Raw genomic sequence first — 16,540 nt, forward strand, 5'->3', positions numbered from 1 at the left:
GATTTGTCTGTATGAATGATTATTTTGCAGCGCCTGCTTTAGGGCGTTTAGCACCATATTTAGAACGAGAAACTGTTCTTTTTGCAACACCTGCTGTATCAAGAGCACCACGAACGATGTGATATTTAACCCCTGGTAAGTCTTTTACCCTACCGCCACGCACTAAAACAATGCTGTGTTCTTGCAAGTTATGACCTTCACCGCCGATATAGCTGATCACTTCAAAGCCACTAGTAAGTCTTACTTTGGCAACTTTTCTTAACGCTGAGTTTGGTTTTTTAGGTGTTGTAGTATAAACCCTAGTGCAAACTCCCCTTCTTTGTGGACAATTTTTAAGCGCTGGAGATTTAGATTTTTCTAAAACTTTTTTGCGCTCTTTTCTAACCAATTGATTTATGGTAGGCACAATAATTCCTTTCTTTAAAAATGTAATAAACCTTGGATGATATCTAATTTTTGCTTATAATTTAGTTAAAAAATATTTAAATGAGGAAATATAGCCCTAAAAAAGGGCTATTGATAAAAAGTTATTCTTGTTCTTTAAGTTTTAAATTTTGTTCACCACAAAGCCCTGTTCCAACAGGTATCATTCTACCTAGAATAACATTTTCTTTTAAATCTTCTAAGTAGTCAAATTTACCCGCTATACTTGCTTCGGTTAGAACTTTAGTAGTTTCTTGGAATGAAGCTGCAGAAATCACACTATCACTTCCAATCGCTGCTCTTGTTACACCTAAAAGCACAGGCTCAGCAATAGCAGGTTCTCCACCCATTCTAATGATTCTTTCGTTTTCTTCACGGAATTTACGTCTTGAAACCAAATCACCCTCGATAAATTTCGTATGTCCACTATCTACAACTTTTACTTGTCTTAGCATTTGAGAAACGATAACTTCTATATGTTTATCAGAAATCACAACACCTTGTCCGCGATAAACTTGTTGAATTTCAGAAATCAAATAATAATGCAAGGCTTTTTCACCTAAAATTTTAAGCACATCATGACTTGAAACAACTCCATCTGTAAGTTTTTCACCTGCATGGATAAACTCGCCATCTCTTACTTGAATGTGTTTTGATTTATCTATTAAATACTCAGCACTTGTACCATCTTCTGCTTGGATAATAATTCTTTCTTTAGAACGCAAAGGTTTATCAAAACGAACAACACCATCAATTTCTGCAATCACAGCCGCATTTTTTGGTTTTCTTGCTTCAAAAAGTTCAGAAACTCTTGGAAGACCTCCTGTAATATCTTTTGATTTAGCTGCAGCTTTTGGAGTTTTTGCTAAAATATCTGCTTGAGCGATTTTATCACCATCATGAACAAAAATAACGGTTTTTGGTTCAAGCTGATAACGCACAGCCTTATCACCTTTTCCTGCAATTACCAAAGTTGGTCTAACTCCGCTTGGCAAATACTCATTAATCACTAAAGAACGCTTACCTGTAGCTTCATCAATTTGCTCATCAGCACTATAACCTGCTTCAATATCCTCAAAGCTTATAACACCATCAATTTCTGCAATGATAGTATTATTATAAGCATCCCATTCTGCAATCACTTTTCTTTCTTTTTTAGGAGCACTTGCAATGATGGTATTTGCATCATCGATTTTTTCACTATCATTAAATTCTATCTTAGATTCTCTTGGGATATAGTGTCTTTTTGCTTCTCTATCATTTTCATCAGCAATCACCACAAAGAATCCTTTTTCTTTAACAATATCGCCTTTTTTAACATTTTTTACTCTATCTAAACCATCGCCTTTAAGGATATAAAATTTAAGCGTTCCCTTTTCTCCTGCTTTGATATTTTGTACCACGGGCTCGCCATCTTCTACTAAAATTTCACTCGCAAAAGGAATACGATTAGGAACGTTCCAACCCTCTTTAATCACTTCCACGATACTTTCATTTTCTTCTACTTGCATACCACTTTGATATGGCAAATAAAGTTTTCCATCTATACTACCACTTACGCCTGCTAATTCATTTGGTTTAGCAAGATCGTATTTTCTTAGTATGTATTTTACTTCTTGTTTTTTATCTTTAATAGAAACAATCACATCTTCATGAATATTTTCTATATTAATCACACCTTTAAATGGAGTTTTGATTTTTGGCTCCACAAGTAAAATCGCCGCATTTCTACGATTTGCTACGATATTTTTACCTTCTTTATTTTTATAAGTTTTAAGATTATAAAATCTTATAAAACCTTCTTTTTGTGCGCTTACTTGTCTATCTTGTAAATCCGTACTTGCAGTCCCCCCGCTGTGGAAAGTTCTTAGAGTTAGCTGCGTCCCTGGCTCGCCGATAGATTGAGCGGAAATAATTCCTACTGCTTCACCTGGTTTTACTAATTTACCTTCGCCAAGATTGATACCATAACATTTTGCACAAATTCCTTTTTTAGCTTTGCAAGTAATAGGAGTGCGGATATTGACACTTTTTATACCGCTTTCTCCAAGAATTTTTGCTTTTTCCTCATCCATTAAAGTACCTTCTGCAAAAAGCACAGAATTTGTAATAGGATCGATCACATCTTCAGCTAAAACCCTGCCTAAAATTCTTTCTTCTAAAGTTTCTATAATAGAACTATCTGCGGTAATTTCATTGATTTCAACACCTTCATGCGTTCCACAATCTTCAATAGTAATTTTTACATTTTGTGCAACATCGATAAGTTTTCTTGTCAAATAACCCGCATTTGCTGTTTTAAGAGCGGTATCTGCAAGACCTTTTCTAGCACCGTGAGTTGAAATAAAGTATTCAAGAACATTTAGCCCTTCACGGAAATTCGAAATAATAGGAGTTTCGATAATAGAACCATCAGGTTTAGTCATAAGTCCTCTCATCGCAGCAAGCTGAGAAATTTGAGCCGCACTACCCCTAGCACCAGAATCTGCCATCATATAAATAGAGTTAAAACCTTCTTTATCTTTTTCTACAAGCTTCATCATCTCTTTTGAAAGGACATTATTTGTACTTTTCCAAATATCAATGATTTTATTGTATCTTTCCCCTGAAGTAATCAAACCAAGATTATAAGAATTTTGAATTTCTCTTACTTGTTTTTTTGCTTCATCGATAGCTTTTTGCTTGTCATTAGGAACAATAATATCTGCAATCGAAATTGAAATACCTGCTTTAGTTGCATACTCAAAACCTAAATTTTTAAGTCTATCCAAGAAACTTGCTGTAATCTCTAAACCACCTTGTTTATAAACATAATCCACAAGCGCGGCAATGTCTTTTTTCTTTAAGACTTTATTCCAACTATTTTCAGGCACAAAATCAGGTAAAATGGATTTAATAATCAATCTTCCTGCTGTAGTGGTAATCTTTCTACCATCTACCATAGTTTGTATACTCGCATGAATATCCAAACACTTGCTTTCAAGCGCCATCATCACTTCATCAATACCTGTACAAATTTTATGCGAACCTTTAGCACCAGCTTTTTCTAGTGAAAGATAATAAATCCCTAAAACCATATCTTGAGATGGAACGGTTACAGACTTACCGCTTGCCGGCAAAAGAATATTCATTGATGAAAGCATAAGCACTTTGCATTCTGCAATGGCCTCTTGAGAAAGCGGTACATGCACTGCCATTTGATCCCCGTCAAAGTCCGCGTTAAATGCTGCACAAACCAAAGGATGAAGTTGTATAGCCTTACCTTCCACTAAAACAGGATGAAAAGCTTGGATAGAAAGTTTATGCAAAGTAGGCGCACGGTTTAACATAACAGGATGCCCTTTTACCACCTCTTCTAAACATTCCCAAACTTCATTAGTTTTGTTTTCTATCATTTTTTTAGCTTGTTTTACTGTGGTTGCATAACCTTTTTCTTCAAGCTTAGCTAAAAGATGTGGCTTAAAAAGCTCTAAAGCCATTTTTTTAGGTAAACCGCATTGATCCATTCTAAGTTTTGGACCTACAACAATAACGCTACGACCTGAAAAATCAACCCTCTTACCTAGTAGGTTTTGTCTAAAACGTCCTTGTTTGCCTTTAATAATTTCACTTAAAGATTTTAATGGGCGTTTATTTGCTCCTTTTACAGCATTAGCACGACGACCGTTGTCAAAAAGTGCATCAACAGCCTCTTGGAGCATTCTTTTTTCATTTCTTATAATGATTTCAGGTGCATCAAGTTCCATAAGTTTTTTAAGACGTGTATTTCTATTAATAACACGACGATATAAGTCATTCACATCAGAAACTGCAAATTTCCCACCATCTAAAGCCACTAAAGGACGCAAATCTGGCGGTAAAACTGGAAGATTTGTAATCATCATCCATTCAGGACGATTTGGTACGGCTTCATCGCTATCGGTATTGGCGTTTAAATTTGAATTTAAGAAATTTTCTACAACTTTTAAGCGTTTAATGATGGTTTTTTTCTTAGCCTCTGAATTTGTAGCCGCCATTTCTTCTTTAAGCTGATTTAAAAGCGCTACAAGATCTAAATTTGCAAGTAAATCACGAACAACTTCTCCACCCATTCTTGCTTTAAAGCCACTATTTTCATAGCGTTGCATTAAATTTTGATATTGCTCCTCGTTTAAAACATCGCAATATTCCACTTTTTTAGTACTTTCATTATCATAGAAAGCATCTCCTGGGTTTTCAACGATATAAGCTTCATAATAAAGCACGCGCTCAAGATCTTTCATCTTAACACCCAAAAGCGTCCCTATACGGCTTGGAAGAGAATTAACATACCAAATATGAGCCACAGGAGTTACAAGCTCAATATGCCCCATTCTAGAACGACGCACTTTTGAATTTGCTACTTCAACACCACATTTTTCACACTTAACGCCTTTAAAACGCATTTTTTTGTATTTACCACAAAGACACTCATAATCTCTTATAGGTCCAAAAATCTTTGCACAAAAAAGCCCATCTCTTTCAGGCTTTAAGGTTCTATAATTGATAGTTTCTGGTTTTTTTACTTCTCCATAAGACCATGATTTGATTTTTTCAGGACTTGCAAGTCTTAGTTGAAACGCTTCAAAATCTCTAGGTCTTGCATCTTCTTTGATTTCTATTACTTTAAATTTACTCATTATCTTCATCCTTATCAAAAATCTCAACATCTAAAGCAAGAGATTTAAGCTCATTGGTTAATACAAAAAATGTTTCAGGAATTCCTGTTGCTGGAACATTTTCACCTTTTGTCAATGCTTTATAAGCACTAAATCTACCTTCTACATCATCTGATTTTATGGTTAACATTTCTCTTAAAGTATGAGCCGCTCCATAAGCTTCAAGTGCCCAAACTTCCATTTCTCCAAATCTTTGTCCCCCAAAGAGTGCTTTACCACCCACAGGTTGTTGGGTAACTAAGCTGTAAGGTCCTGTACTTCTTGCGTGAACTTTCTCATCAACTAAGTGGTGGAGTTTTAGCATATACATACATCCTACATGAACACGCTCTGCGATTTTCTCACCCGTGCGTCCATCATAAAGTTCTGTTTTGCCGTCCATATCTATCTTGGCCATTTCAAAAAGCTTGCTAAATTCTTCTATATTTACACCTTCAAAAACAGGAGTAGCAAATTTAACTCCTTTACTCCAGTCTCTAGCATAGTTTAAAAGCTCTTCATTGCTTAAGCTTTTAATAAATTCTTTTTCGCTTGCAAGTCTTGGAATAGAACAAATTTCAAGCATTTTTGCTCTTAATTCTTTAAGAAAATCTTTTTGCTTTCTGTCAAAAATTTCTTGAATCTGATCTCCGAGTCTAAGTCCAATTAAACCCAAATGGCTTTCTAAAATTTGGCCTATATTCATACGACTTGGAACGCCAAGTGGATTAAGCGCAATATCCACGCTTTTGCCATTTGGTAAATAAGGCATATCCACTTCAGGAACTATAGTTGAAACTATACCTTTGTTTCCGTGGCGTCCTGCCATTTTATCACCGACTTTAAGCTTTCTCTTTGTAGCAATATAAACTTTAACAAGCTTAATTACCCCACTTGGTAAAATATCATCTTTTTCTAAAATTTCAAGCTTTTCATCGTGTTCTGCTTTTAATTTTTTCTTCTCATTTTGGAAATGATTTTTTAAATCATCGTATTCTTTTTGAATCTCTTTAGAATAAGCTTTAATCAAAGTTGTTAAAGTAAAACGATTGATTTTTTCAAGTTCGCTAATATCTGCAGTTTGTCCTTTTTTATAATTTTTATCTCCAATTTTTTGATCACTATTTAAAGGGGCTTTGGAAAGAAGAGCACAAACACGAAGCATTTCTTCTCTATCCATCATCAAAAGTCTATCATGATGTTCTTTTTCTAAAGCCATTTTTTCTTTATCATAAGATTTTATTGCGCGATCATCTTTTTCATAGCCTTTTTTAGTGAAAATTTTAACATCCACAACAACACCCTCTAAAGAAGCGGTTGCATAAAGTGATTTATTCACAACATGTCCTGCTTTTTCCCCAAAAATAGCTCTTAAAAGTCTTTCTTCAGGAGTTGGTTTAACCTCACCTTTTGGAGAAACCTTACCCACCAAAATCATACCTGGTTTGATATGAGTACCAATTTTTGCAATACCGCTCTCATCAAGATGTGCAACATCTTCTTCTTTTACATTTGGGATATCTTTGGTAATTTCTTCTATGCCGTCTTTTAGTTCTCTTGCTTCAATTTCTTTTTCATAAATGTGCACGCTTGTAAAGGTATCTTCACGAATAATTCTCTCACTTACAACTATAGCATCCTCATAGTTATAACCATTCCAAGGCATAAAAGCGATTAAAGCATTTTTACCTATAGCAAGTTCGCCTTGATCCATAGAAGGACCATCTGCGATAATTTGTCCTGCTTTTACTATATCACCTTTTTTAACAATAGGATGTTGAATATAATTTGTATTTTGATTGGTTCTTAAATTTTTCTCCATAGTATAATGGTCAATAAATGGACCTTTATCATCTTCACCTAAAATGAAAATACTTTTATTATCCACTTTCTCAACCACACCGCCACGCTTTGCTTTAACAGCTTCCCAAGCATCACGCGCAATAATTTGTTCCATACCTGTTCCTACTATCGGAGCTGAAGCAGTAAGAAGTGGCACAGCTTGACGTTGCATGTTTGAACCCATTAGTGCTCTGTTTGCATCATCGTGCTCTAAAAACGGAATCAAAGAAGCCGCAACCCCAACAACCATACCTGAGCAAAGATCGATTAATTGCACTTCTTCGCGTCTTGCAAGTATAGTTTCACCATCTTGTCTAGCCTCAACAAATTCTTCTACTATATTGCCTTTAGCATCAACCTTAGTTGAAGCTGGTGCGATAAATAAGCCTTCTTCTTGTGTTGCTGTAAGATAAACAACTTCATTAGTCACTTTACCATTTACAACTTTTCTATATGGTGCTTCAACAAAGCCAAGTTCATTTACTTTTGCATAAGTAGAAAGAGTGTTAATCAAACCAATATTTTGACCTTCAGGTGTTTCAACTGGACAAATTCTACCATAATGTGTCGCGTGAACATCACGCACTTCAAAACCTGCTCTTTCTTTTACAAGCCCACCTTCACCAAGCGCTGACAAACGACGCTTATGAGTAACCTCACTTAAAGGGTTGGTTTGATCCATAAATTGCGAAAGCTGACCTCCTGTAAAAAATTCAATGATAGTTGTAGTAATCATTTTAGGATTGATTAAATCATAAGGCATTACTTTATCAAGATCCGCATTTAAAGAAGTAAATTTATCTCTGATCGCCTTTTGCATTTTTGCAAGACCTAAATGAAGCTCATTGGCTAAAAGTTCACCTATAGAACGGATACGACGATTTCCTAAATGATCTCTATCATCAATATGTCCTTTACCATTTTTTACTTTAATTAAATATTTTGCAGTTTTAATAATATCTTCATTAGTCAAAACAGTAACATACTCAGGCACTTCAAGACCTAACTTATGGTTCATTTTCATACGACCCACCTTGGTAAGATCGTATCTTTCAGGATTGAAGAATAAATCATTTACAAAAGCCTTCGCTGCATCTTTTACCACAGGTTCACCTGGGCGCATAACTTTGTAAATTCTAATCGCAGCTAAATCATTTTCATCATCGATATTTTCACTTTGTTTAAGAAGTTTTAGAGTTTCTCCATCTTGAGCAAAGGAGTTAATAATCGCTGCATCAACGCCATTAGCCAAGTCATTTGCTATATCAAAACTTTTTTGCTCTTTAATCTTAGCAAGCTTACTTTCATCTAACAAAGTTAAAGAATCAAATAAAACCTCTCCACTTTCTTTATCAATAATAGGATTTGCTAAATAACGATTAAGTAAAATTTCTACAGGATATTCTATCCATTTTAAACCGTCTTTAATAAGCTGTTCTGCTTTTTTCTTTGTAAGTCTTTTTCCAGCTTGATGAACGATTTTTCCTTTTTCATCTTTAATATCATATTCTATTCTATCCATAAAATCATTTGGATTAAATTCTGTTAAAAATTTATCTTTTTTCACATGTATAGTCTGAATAGGATAAAACAACTTAATAATATCTTGTTTTTTATACCCTAAAGCTCTAAAAAGCATAGTTACAGGAACTTTTCTACGCTTGTTGATTCTTACATACAAAACATCTTTGGCATCGTATTCAAAATAAAGCCACGAACCACGATCAGGAATAATTTGTGCTGTATAAACAAGCTTATTTGCAACCGTTGAGCTTTCTTCTTCTTTAAAAATAACACCAGGGCTTCTATGTAATTGATTTACAACCACCCTCTCAACCCCATTAATGATAAAAGATACACGATCTGTCATTAAAGGAATTTCGCGGATATAAATTTCTTGTTCTTTAATATCTTTTACGCCAACTTTTTCCCCTGTTTTTTCATCTTTTTCATGCAGAGTAAGACGGATTTTCATTTTTAAATTTACAGAATAAGTCAAACCTCTTTCCATGCATTCGCGAATGGTATATTTTGGCTTGCCTATTTCACTACTAACATATTCAAGACTCAATCTATTTTGCGGATCATGAATAGGAAAAATTGATTTAAAAACTTTTTCTATACCACTTTCACCATTATCAAGATTTAAAAAATAATCAAAACTCTTTTTTTGTAATTGTAGAAGATTTGGGATTTCTATTTGTTTTGAAATGTTTGAGAAATCTACTCTTAAACGATTTCCTAATTTATTATCTAACATATCGCACATACCTCATGGTAAATTTTGTAAATTTAAAAAAGAAGACCTAAAAATTAGGTAAAAATAAAAAAAGAAGACTTGCCTTGGCAAATCTTCTTCTAAACTTTAAAGCTTAAAATTACTTAAGTTCTACTTTAGCACCAGCTTCTTCAAGTTGTTTTTTAGCTTCCTCAGCTTCAGCTTTAGCCACACCCTCTTTTAGAGTTGAAGGAGTTTGCTCAACTGCATCTTTTGCTTCTTTAAGACCAAGGCCTGTAAGAGCACGAACGATTTTAATAACTTCAATCTTTTTAGCACCGCCATCAGTTAAAACGATATCAAATTCAGTTTTTTCTTCAGCAGCAGCTGCAGCACCACCAGCTGCAGCACCACCAGCTACCATTACAGGAGCAGCAGACACACCAAATTTTTCTTCAAATTCTTTTACAAGTTCTGATAACTCAAGAACACTTAAATTTGAAATATATTCTAATACATCTTCTTTAGAAATTGCCATTTTTTATCCTTTTATTTAATTTATTCAGATTCTTTTTTATTTTTAAGCGCATTTAAACCTATTGTGAAATTGGTAATTGGCGCATTCCAAACTTGCAAAAGCATAGCAAGCAACTCATTGCGTGAAGGCATTTTAGCAAGAGCTTTAACCTTAGCAACATCTGCAACTTCGCCTTCAATATAAGCTGTTTTGATTTCAAATTTATCGTTATTTTCTTCAAATTTAGCAGCTACTTTTGAAACACTTAGCTGATCTTCGCCCCAAAGATAAATATTTGTATCTTTAAGAACTAGACCTGTTTTACCGGAATTGTTAAGAGCAATGTTAGCCAAAGTATTTTTAACAATTTGAACTTTTACATTGTTTTCTCTTGCATTATTTCTAAGCTCTTCTAGTTTTTTTGTGCTAAGACCTCTGTAATTACAAACTACAATAGCTTCACTAGCTTTAAAACCTTCTTCAAGTTTAGCAATAATCTCAACTTTTTCGCTTCTAGTCACATTTTCTCCTTTCCGATTGAGATTTCAAGTAGAGTGGAAATCCAATTAAGCTTATGCCTCGACTATCTTCAATCTAAAATAAACATCTCAAAAAATCAAAAATTTTTTCAAATGTTTATTTTAAAACAAAAGAGTTGCAAAAAAGCAACTCTTATTTCATATCAAGCAATTCTTGTGTTTCAAGCTTTACAGAAGGGCTCATTGTCAAAGATAAAGCCGCATTTTTAATATATCTACCTTTAGCTGCGGCAGGTTTGTGTTTGTTAATTGCCTTTACAAAAGTGCTAACATTGTCCCATAATTGTTCTTTGGAAAAACTTACTTTACCAAGACCTGCATGGATATTTCCTTGCTTATCAACACGGAAATTTACCTGACCACTTTTTGCATTATTAACTGCTTGAGCAACATCCATAGTAACTGTTCCGGTTTTAGGATTTGGCATTAAACCTTTTGGCCCTAAAATTCTACCAACTTTACCAACAAGTCCCATTAAATTTGGAGTAGCAATCAAAACATCAAAATTCATATTACCTTTTTGAATTTCTTCTACTAAATCATCGCTACCCACAATATCTGCACCAGCATTTTTCGCTTCATCAGCTTTTGCGTCTTTTGCAATTACAGCAACACGAACTTTTTTACCCGTTCCAGCAGGTAAAACAACAGATCCTCTTACCATTTGATCTGCATGTCTTGGATCAACATTAAGTTTTAAAGCAATTTCTACAGTCTCATCAAATTTAGCAGACTTTAAAGTCTTTATTGTATCAATTGCATCGCTTAAAGCATACTCTTTATTTGAATCAATTTTTTGTGATAATTCTTTTAATCTTTTTGCTATCTTAGCCATTTATTTTCTCCGCATTTTAAAGTGCTACCGCCTTTTACCTTGGCGGTGAAAGGATTAATCTACGATTTCAACACCCATAGAACGAGCTGAACCTGCAATAATTTTAACAGCTTGATCTCTATCTTTAGTATTTAAATCTGCAATTTTCTTATCTACTATTTCTAAAACTTGAGCACGAGTTAACTTACCCACCTTATTTTTAAGTGGATTATCCGTACCTTTAGAAATTCCAGCTGCTTTTTTGATCAAATCCGTAGCTGGCGGTTGTTTTGTAATAAAAGTAAAACTTTTATCTGCATAAACAGTGATAACAACAGGGATATTAAAACCTGCCATATCTTTTGTTCTTTCATTAAAAGCCTTACAAAACTCCATAATATTAACACCTTGCTGACCCAAAGCAGGACCAACAGGTGGTGATGGGTTTGCTTTTGTGGCAGCAATTTGCAATTTAATTTCGCCTACGACTTTTTTAGCCATAACAAATCTCCTTACTTGATATAAATTAAATTATTTTCTCAACTTGAGAATATAAGATCTCCACTGGAGTTGAACGTCCAAAAATAGAAACATTTAATTTTAATAAACCACGAACCATATCATACTCTTCTACAATTGCAGTAAAGTTTGCAAATGGCCCTTCTGTGATTCTCACATTTTCCCCTTCTTCAAAAGAAATCTTTGGTTTAGGCGCTGCACGATTGTGAACTTTTTCCAAAATCAAATTAATATCTTTTTCTGTTAAAGGGGTTGGCTTTTTAGATTCTCCAATAAAACGACCAACCTTTGGAAGAGATTGAATGCGATGCCAAAGCTCTGTATTTAAATCAAGAAGTGCAAAAACGTATCCTGAATACAAACTTCTTTCGCTAATCTTTTCTTTTCCATTCTTAAATTCAATAACATCTTCAGTTGGAACAACAATTTCTTTAAGTTGTTCTTCAATTCCGTTATCTTTTACTAAATTTTCAATGGCTCTTTTAACTGCCATTTCACTGCCAGCATAAGTTTGAATTGCATACCATTTATGAGTACTCATTTACTCTCCTTATACGATCGCAGAAACAATAGAGGACATAAGCCAATCCACTAACGCCAAAAACAAAGAAATCACCGCAACAACCACAAAAACTGTAATATAGGCATTTCTTACCTGTTCTTTTAAAGGAAAAATTACTTTCCTTAATTCGGCTTTTGATAATTTAAAATAAGTTATTAATTTTTCCATTTATTTAAACCTTAATTATGGCAGGGCAAGAGGGATTCGAACCCCCAACCATCGGATTTGGAATCCGGCGCTCTACCGTTGGAGCTATTGCCCTAAGGGCGCAAGCTTAACTTTTTAGCTTAACTTCTTTGTGAAGTGTATGTTTTTTTAATCTTGGGCAATATTTTTTTAATTCTAATTTTTCAGTAGTATTTTTACTATTTTTATAGGTGCTATAATTAATATCACCACATTCTTCACACTTTAAACCAACTTTAATTCTCATTTCAATTTTCCTTAAAAAATTAAAGCCAAGCTTTTAACTTGGCTTTATTAAATTATTTAATAATTTTAGAAACAACACCTGAACCAACAGTTTTACCACCTTCACGAATAGCAAAACGAGTTCCTTCTTCAAGTGCTACTGGAGCGATCAAGCTTACAGTAATTCTCACATTTTCACCTGGCATAACCATTTCAACACCATCAGCTAATTTAATCGAACCTGTAACATCAGTTGTTCTTACATAAAACTGTGGTCTATAGTTGTTAAAGAATGGAGTATGTCTACCACCTTCATCTTTATTTAAGATATAAACTTCAGCTTCGAAGTCAGTGTGTGGAGTAATTGATTTTGGTTTAGCAAGAACCATACCACGGATAACTTCTTCTTTTTTAGTACCACGAAGAAGAACACCTACGTTATCTCCTGCTTCCCCTTGATCCATTTCTTTTCTGAACATTTCAACACCTGTTACAGTTGTTGTTTGAGTATCTTTAATACCAACGATTTCGATAGTATCACCTACTTTTACAACACCTTTTTCAATTCTACCTGTAACAACAGTACCACGACCTGAAATTGAGAAAACGTCTTCAATTGGCATCAAGAAGTCTTTTTCAGTATCACGAGTTGGAGTTGGAATATAACTATCAACTGCAGCCATAAGATCCATAATTTTTGCCGACCATTCACCATCTTGTCCAGCTTTAGCTTCTTCAAGAGCTTTTAAAGCAGAACCAGAAATAATAGGTGTATCATCGCCTGGGAAATCATAAGAGCTTAATAATTCTCTAATTTCCATTTCAACTAACTCTAAAAGTTCAGCATCATCAACCATATCTGCTTTATTCATAAAAACAACAATATATGGAACGCCTACTTGACGAGAAAGAAGAATATGTTCTCTAGTTTGTGGCATAGGGCCATCTGCAGCAGAAACAACCAAGATCGCTCCATCCATTTGTGCAGCACCTGTAATCATGTTTTTAACATAATCTGCGTGACCTGGGCAGTCAACGTGTGCATAGTGACGATTGTCTGTTTCATATTCAATATGAGAAGTAGCAATAGTAATACCACGCTCTTTTTCTTCTGGAGCATTATCGATATTATCATAATCTTTAAGCTCTGCTAAACCTCTTCTAGAAAGAACAGCAGAAATAGCAGCTGTTAAAGTAGTTTTACCATGGTCAACGTGACCAATAGTACCAATATTTACGTGTGGCTTATTACGTGAAAATTTTTCTTTAGCCATTTTTTTCCTCCGTATAAAAAATAAATTGAGCAAAGCAAGTCTTATATCTATATAATTTTTTCAATTCATGGAGCTCATAGCGGGAATTGAACCCGCGACCTCTCCCTTACCAAGGGAGTGCTCTACCTCTGAGCCATACGAGCGCTCAGAAAAATTATACACAATAACAGACAACAAAAACTCTTAAATGGGATATATACTGTAAGTTAAAGGTTTTAAAATACAGCTCCCAGTTCTTTTAAATTGTTGGAGCGGGAAACGGGACTCGAACCCGCGACCCTCAGCTTGGAAGGCTGATGCTCTAGCCAACTGAGCTACTCCCGCAAAGCATGGTGGTGAGTCGTGGATTCGAACCACGGAAGGCGAAAGCCAGCAGATTTACAGTCTGCCCTCGTTGGCCACTTGAGTAACTCACCATAAAAATATTGCTTTTTCAATATTCTGGTCAAACACTGCTAAAATAAATGGAGCTGGTTAAGGGACTTGAACCCCCGACCTGCTGCTTACAAGGCAGCTGCTCTACCAACTGAGCTAAACCAGCAAAAATAAAAGTGAGATTATAACTCAAAAAAAAATTTTTGTCAAGACTTTTTTAGTTTTTCTATAAAATTTTAGTCTTGTAAAGTTTATTATCATAAACCAATATTATTTTTATCTATTTATGATAATCAAACAAATTTAAAAATTTCTTTGCTCTTTCGCTTTTTGGATTTTCAAAAAAACTTTTAGGATCATTTTCTTCGATGATTTTTCCTTCATCCATAAAAATAATTTTATCTGCTACAGCTTTAGCAAAACCCATTTCATGAGTAACAATAAGCATAGTCATACCCTCTTTTGCAAGATTTAACATCACTTCTAAAACTTCTCTAACAATCTCAGGATCCAACGCTGCTGTAACCTCATCAAAAAGCATTAACTCAGGATTCATACATAAACTTCTTACTATGGCAATTCTTTGCTTTTGTCCTCCGCTAAGTTCTCTTGGATAAGCATGAATTTTATGCAAAAGCCCCACCTTTTCAAGCCAAATTTTAGCCTCTTTTAAAACCTCATCTTTCTTTCTTTTTTGCACTTTCATAGGCCCTAAAAGTATATTTTCTTCAACACTTAAATGCTCAAAAAGCTCATAAGATTGAAAAACCATACCAACTTTTTGACGCATTCTTGGCCATTCTTTAAAATCTTTATCTATTTTCTCATTATCAATATAAATATTACCACTTGCAATCTCTTCAAGCCCATTAATACAACGCAAAAGCGTAGATTTTCCACATCCGCTAGGACCTAAAATCACCACAACTTCTTTAGCCTTAACTTCTAAATTAATATCTTTTAAGGCGTGATGCGAACCATAATACTTTTGTAAATTTTCTATTTTTAGTATGCTCATTTTAGCTCCATTTTTTCTCTAATTTTCTTGAATATAAAGTGATGGGATAACAAAGTATAAAAAAGATAAAAAAAATCAAACCATAAATAATAAAAGGTGCAAAATCATTTCTATTATGAAATTCTATAATTTGTTGCCCTACTTTTACAAGCTCTACCGCACCGATTAAATAAGCAAAGGTTGTACTTTTAATCATGCGAGTAAGTAAATTCATGCTCATAGGAGTTAAACGACGCATAGCTTGTGGAATAATAATATAAACAAAACTTTGCACCGTATTTAAACCTAAAGATGATGCACTTTCATACTGATGTTTTGGAATACTCTGCAAGGAAACACGCACTAAATCCATCATCTCAAAACAACCCCAAATGCTAAAGACAATAATAGCTGCACTTACAGAACTCAAATCCCACTCAAACCATCTAGGAAAACCAAAATACACCACAAAAAGCCATACCAAAAGTGGCATAACACGCACAAATTCTAAACCTAAACGACAAAAAGCATAGATATAGGTATTTTTAAAACTCATTAAAATTCCCAAAAACAACCCACCTATCGAAGTAATAATAATGCTGATAAATGAAATTTCAAGAGTGACAAAAAGCCCTTGCCAGAGTCTTAAAAGCGTATCGGTATTTAAAAGTTCAAGCATGAATCAACCTTTTTTCAAACTTTAGCAAAATAAAAGACAAAGGCAAAATAATGCACAAATATCCCATAAACAACAAAAACAATAGCTCATCTGTCTTATAGGTTAAGGAATTTAAACTCTTCATTAAATTCACCAAATCTGGCAAGGCAATAATACTAACCACTGAAGTTTCTTTGATTAAAAATATAATATTAGCACTAATACTTGGCATAGAAATAGCTAAAGCTTGCGGCAAAATCACATAACGCAAATTTCCAAATTTTGAAAAACCCAAAGAAAGTCCGGCTTCAAACTGCTGTTTTCTTATGGCTTCAAATCCCGCCCTTAAACTCTCAGCCATATAAGAACCCCCTAAAAAACTAAGTCCTACTATAGCACAAGCAAAAGAAGGTCTTAAAGTTTCTTCTACGCTTAAACAAATCACACTAAGCGGTGGAATTTGTTCTAAATGTATATTAAATTTAGGTAAAGCATAATATAAGAAAAAAAGTTGAATTAATAAAGGCGTATTTCTTGAAAACTCTATATAAAGCTTGCAAATATTTTCTAAAATTTTTATTTTAAAATAACTCATTAAAATACAAAACAAGCCTATTATCAAAGAAAAAATAATTCCAAAAAAGCTTAGTTTTATCGTAAGCCAAGCAGCCGTTAAAAAAGCAGGAGCTTGAGCTAATATAAAATCAAAATCCAT

13 protein-coding genes, 5 tRNA genes and 1 pseudogene are annotated in these 16,540 nt (G+C 34.1%); all 19 read right to left on the minus strand.

From position 1 onward, the window contains the following. Nucleotides 1–19 precede the first annotated feature (19 nt). Nucleotides 20–406: a 30S ribosomal protein S12 gene (gene rpsL / locus AJN70_RS07175; protein ID WP_002782934.1), complete on the minus strand. Its 387-nt coding sequence runs from the start codon at nucleotides 404–406 to the stop codon at nucleotides 20–22. A 121-nt stretch (nucleotides 407–527) separates the two neighbouring features. Continuing rightward, a complete protein-coding gene (gene rpoC, locus AJN70_RS07180; RefSeq protein ID WP_070295649.1) occupies nucleotides 528–5,081 on the minus strand; it encodes a DNA-directed RNA polymerase subunit beta' in 4,554 nt (1,517 codons plus the stop codon). After that, a complete protein-coding gene (gene rpoB, locus AJN70_RS07185) occupies nucleotides 5,074–9,210 on the minus strand; it encodes a DNA-directed RNA polymerase subunit beta (RefSeq protein ID WP_072223748.1) in 4,137 nt (1,378 codons plus the stop codon). Before rpoB ends, rpoC begins: the two co-directional genes overlap by 8 nt. Before the next feature lie 109 nt (nucleotides 9,211–9,319). Next, the gene (gene rplL, locus AJN70_RS07190; RefSeq protein ID WP_002854820.1) at nucleotides 9,320–9,697 is read right to left on the minus strand and encodes a 50S ribosomal protein L7/L12; all 378 of its coding nucleotides are present in this window, start codon (nucleotides 9,695–9,697) and stop codon (nucleotides 9,320–9,322) included. A 20-nt stretch (nucleotides 9,698–9,717) separates the two neighbouring features. Next, the gene (gene rplJ / locus AJN70_RS07195; protein WP_002866976.1) at nucleotides 9,718–10,197 is read right to left on the minus strand and encodes a 50S ribosomal protein L10; all 480 of its coding nucleotides are present in this window, start codon (nucleotides 10,195–10,197) and stop codon (nucleotides 9,718–9,720) included. Nucleotides 10,198–10,348: 151 nt separating this feature from the next. Continuing rightward, nucleotides 10,349–11,050 carry a 50S ribosomal protein L1 gene (gene rplA, locus AJN70_RS07200; RefSeq protein WP_002854928.1) on the minus strand — a complete coding sequence of 234 codons (702 nt, stop codon included), beginning with the start codon at nucleotides 11,048–11,050 and terminating at the stop codon, nucleotides 10,349–10,351. A 54-nt stretch (nucleotides 11,051–11,104) separates the two neighbouring features. Then, entirely contained in the window at nucleotides 11,105–11,530 is a 426-nt protein-coding gene (rplK, locus tag AJN70_RS07205; RefSeq protein ID WP_070210025.1) for a 50S ribosomal protein L11, read from the minus strand. A 25-nt stretch (nucleotides 11,531–11,555) separates the two neighbouring features. After that, nucleotides 11,556–12,089, minus strand: coding sequence for a transcription termination/antitermination protein NusG (gene nusG / locus AJN70_RS07210; protein ID WP_002851098.1), 534 nt, complete (start codon nucleotides 12,087–12,089; stop codon nucleotides 11,556–11,558). 9 nt (nucleotides 12,090–12,098) lie between these two features. Next, nucleotides 12,099–12,278: a preprotein translocase subunit SecE gene (gene secE / locus AJN70_RS07215; protein WP_002854985.1), complete on the minus strand. Its 180-nt coding sequence runs from the start codon at nucleotides 12,276–12,278 to the stop codon at nucleotides 12,099–12,101. Between the two features lie 18 nt (nucleotides 12,279–12,296). Continuing rightward, nucleotides 12,297–12,372, minus strand: a tRNA-Trp gene (locus AJN70_RS07220). A 12-nt stretch (nucleotides 12,373–12,384) separates the two neighbouring features. Continuing rightward, nucleotides 12,385–12,543 (minus strand): 50S ribosomal protein L33, encoded by a 159-nt coding sequence (gene rpmG / locus AJN70_RS07225; RefSeq protein WP_002793551.1) that lies wholly within the window; start codon nucleotides 12,541–12,543, stop codon nucleotides 12,385–12,387. Nucleotides 12,544–12,595: 52 nt separating this feature from the next. Then, nucleotides 12,596–13,795, minus strand: coding sequence for an elongation factor Tu (tuf, locus tag AJN70_RS07230; protein ID WP_002855271.1), 1,200 nt, complete (start codon nucleotides 13,793–13,795; stop codon nucleotides 12,596–12,598). 68 nt (nucleotides 13,796–13,863) lie between these two features. Beyond that, a tRNA-Thr gene (locus AJN70_RS07235) sits at nucleotides 13,864–13,938 on the minus strand. Nucleotides 13,939–14,042: 104 nt separating this feature from the next. Further along, nucleotides 14,043–14,119, minus strand: a tRNA-Gly gene (locus AJN70_RS07240). 6 nt (nucleotides 14,120–14,125) lie between these two features. Next, nucleotides 14,126–14,211 (minus strand) — tRNA-Tyr (locus AJN70_RS07245). 49 nt (nucleotides 14,212–14,260) lie between these two features. Then, nucleotides 14,261–14,336: transfer RNA gene (locus AJN70_RS07250), tRNA-Thr, on the minus strand. A 91-nt stretch (nucleotides 14,337–14,427) separates the two neighbouring features. Next, nucleotides 14,428–15,188, minus strand: a pseudogene (locus tag AJN70_RS07255) (amino acid ABC transporter ATP-binding protein). A 1-nt stretch (nucleotide 15,189) separates the two neighbouring features. Next, nucleotides 15,190–15,846 carry an amino acid ABC transporter permease gene (locus tag AJN70_RS07260; RefSeq protein WP_053872861.1) on the minus strand — a complete coding sequence of 219 codons (657 nt, stop codon included), beginning with the start codon at nucleotides 15,844–15,846 and terminating at the stop codon, nucleotides 15,190–15,192. After that, entirely contained in the window at nucleotides 15,839–16,540 is a 702-nt protein-coding gene (locus AJN70_RS07265) for an amino acid ABC transporter permease (protein ID WP_002871192.1), read from the minus strand. Before AJN70_RS07265 ends, AJN70_RS07260 begins: the two co-directional genes overlap by 8 nt.

This window comes from Campylobacter sp. BCW_4341, assembly GCF_001764255.1.
GTDB classification, from domain to species: Bacteria; Campylobacterota; Campylobacteria; order Campylobacterales; family Campylobacteraceae; genus Campylobacter_D; species Campylobacter_D jejuni.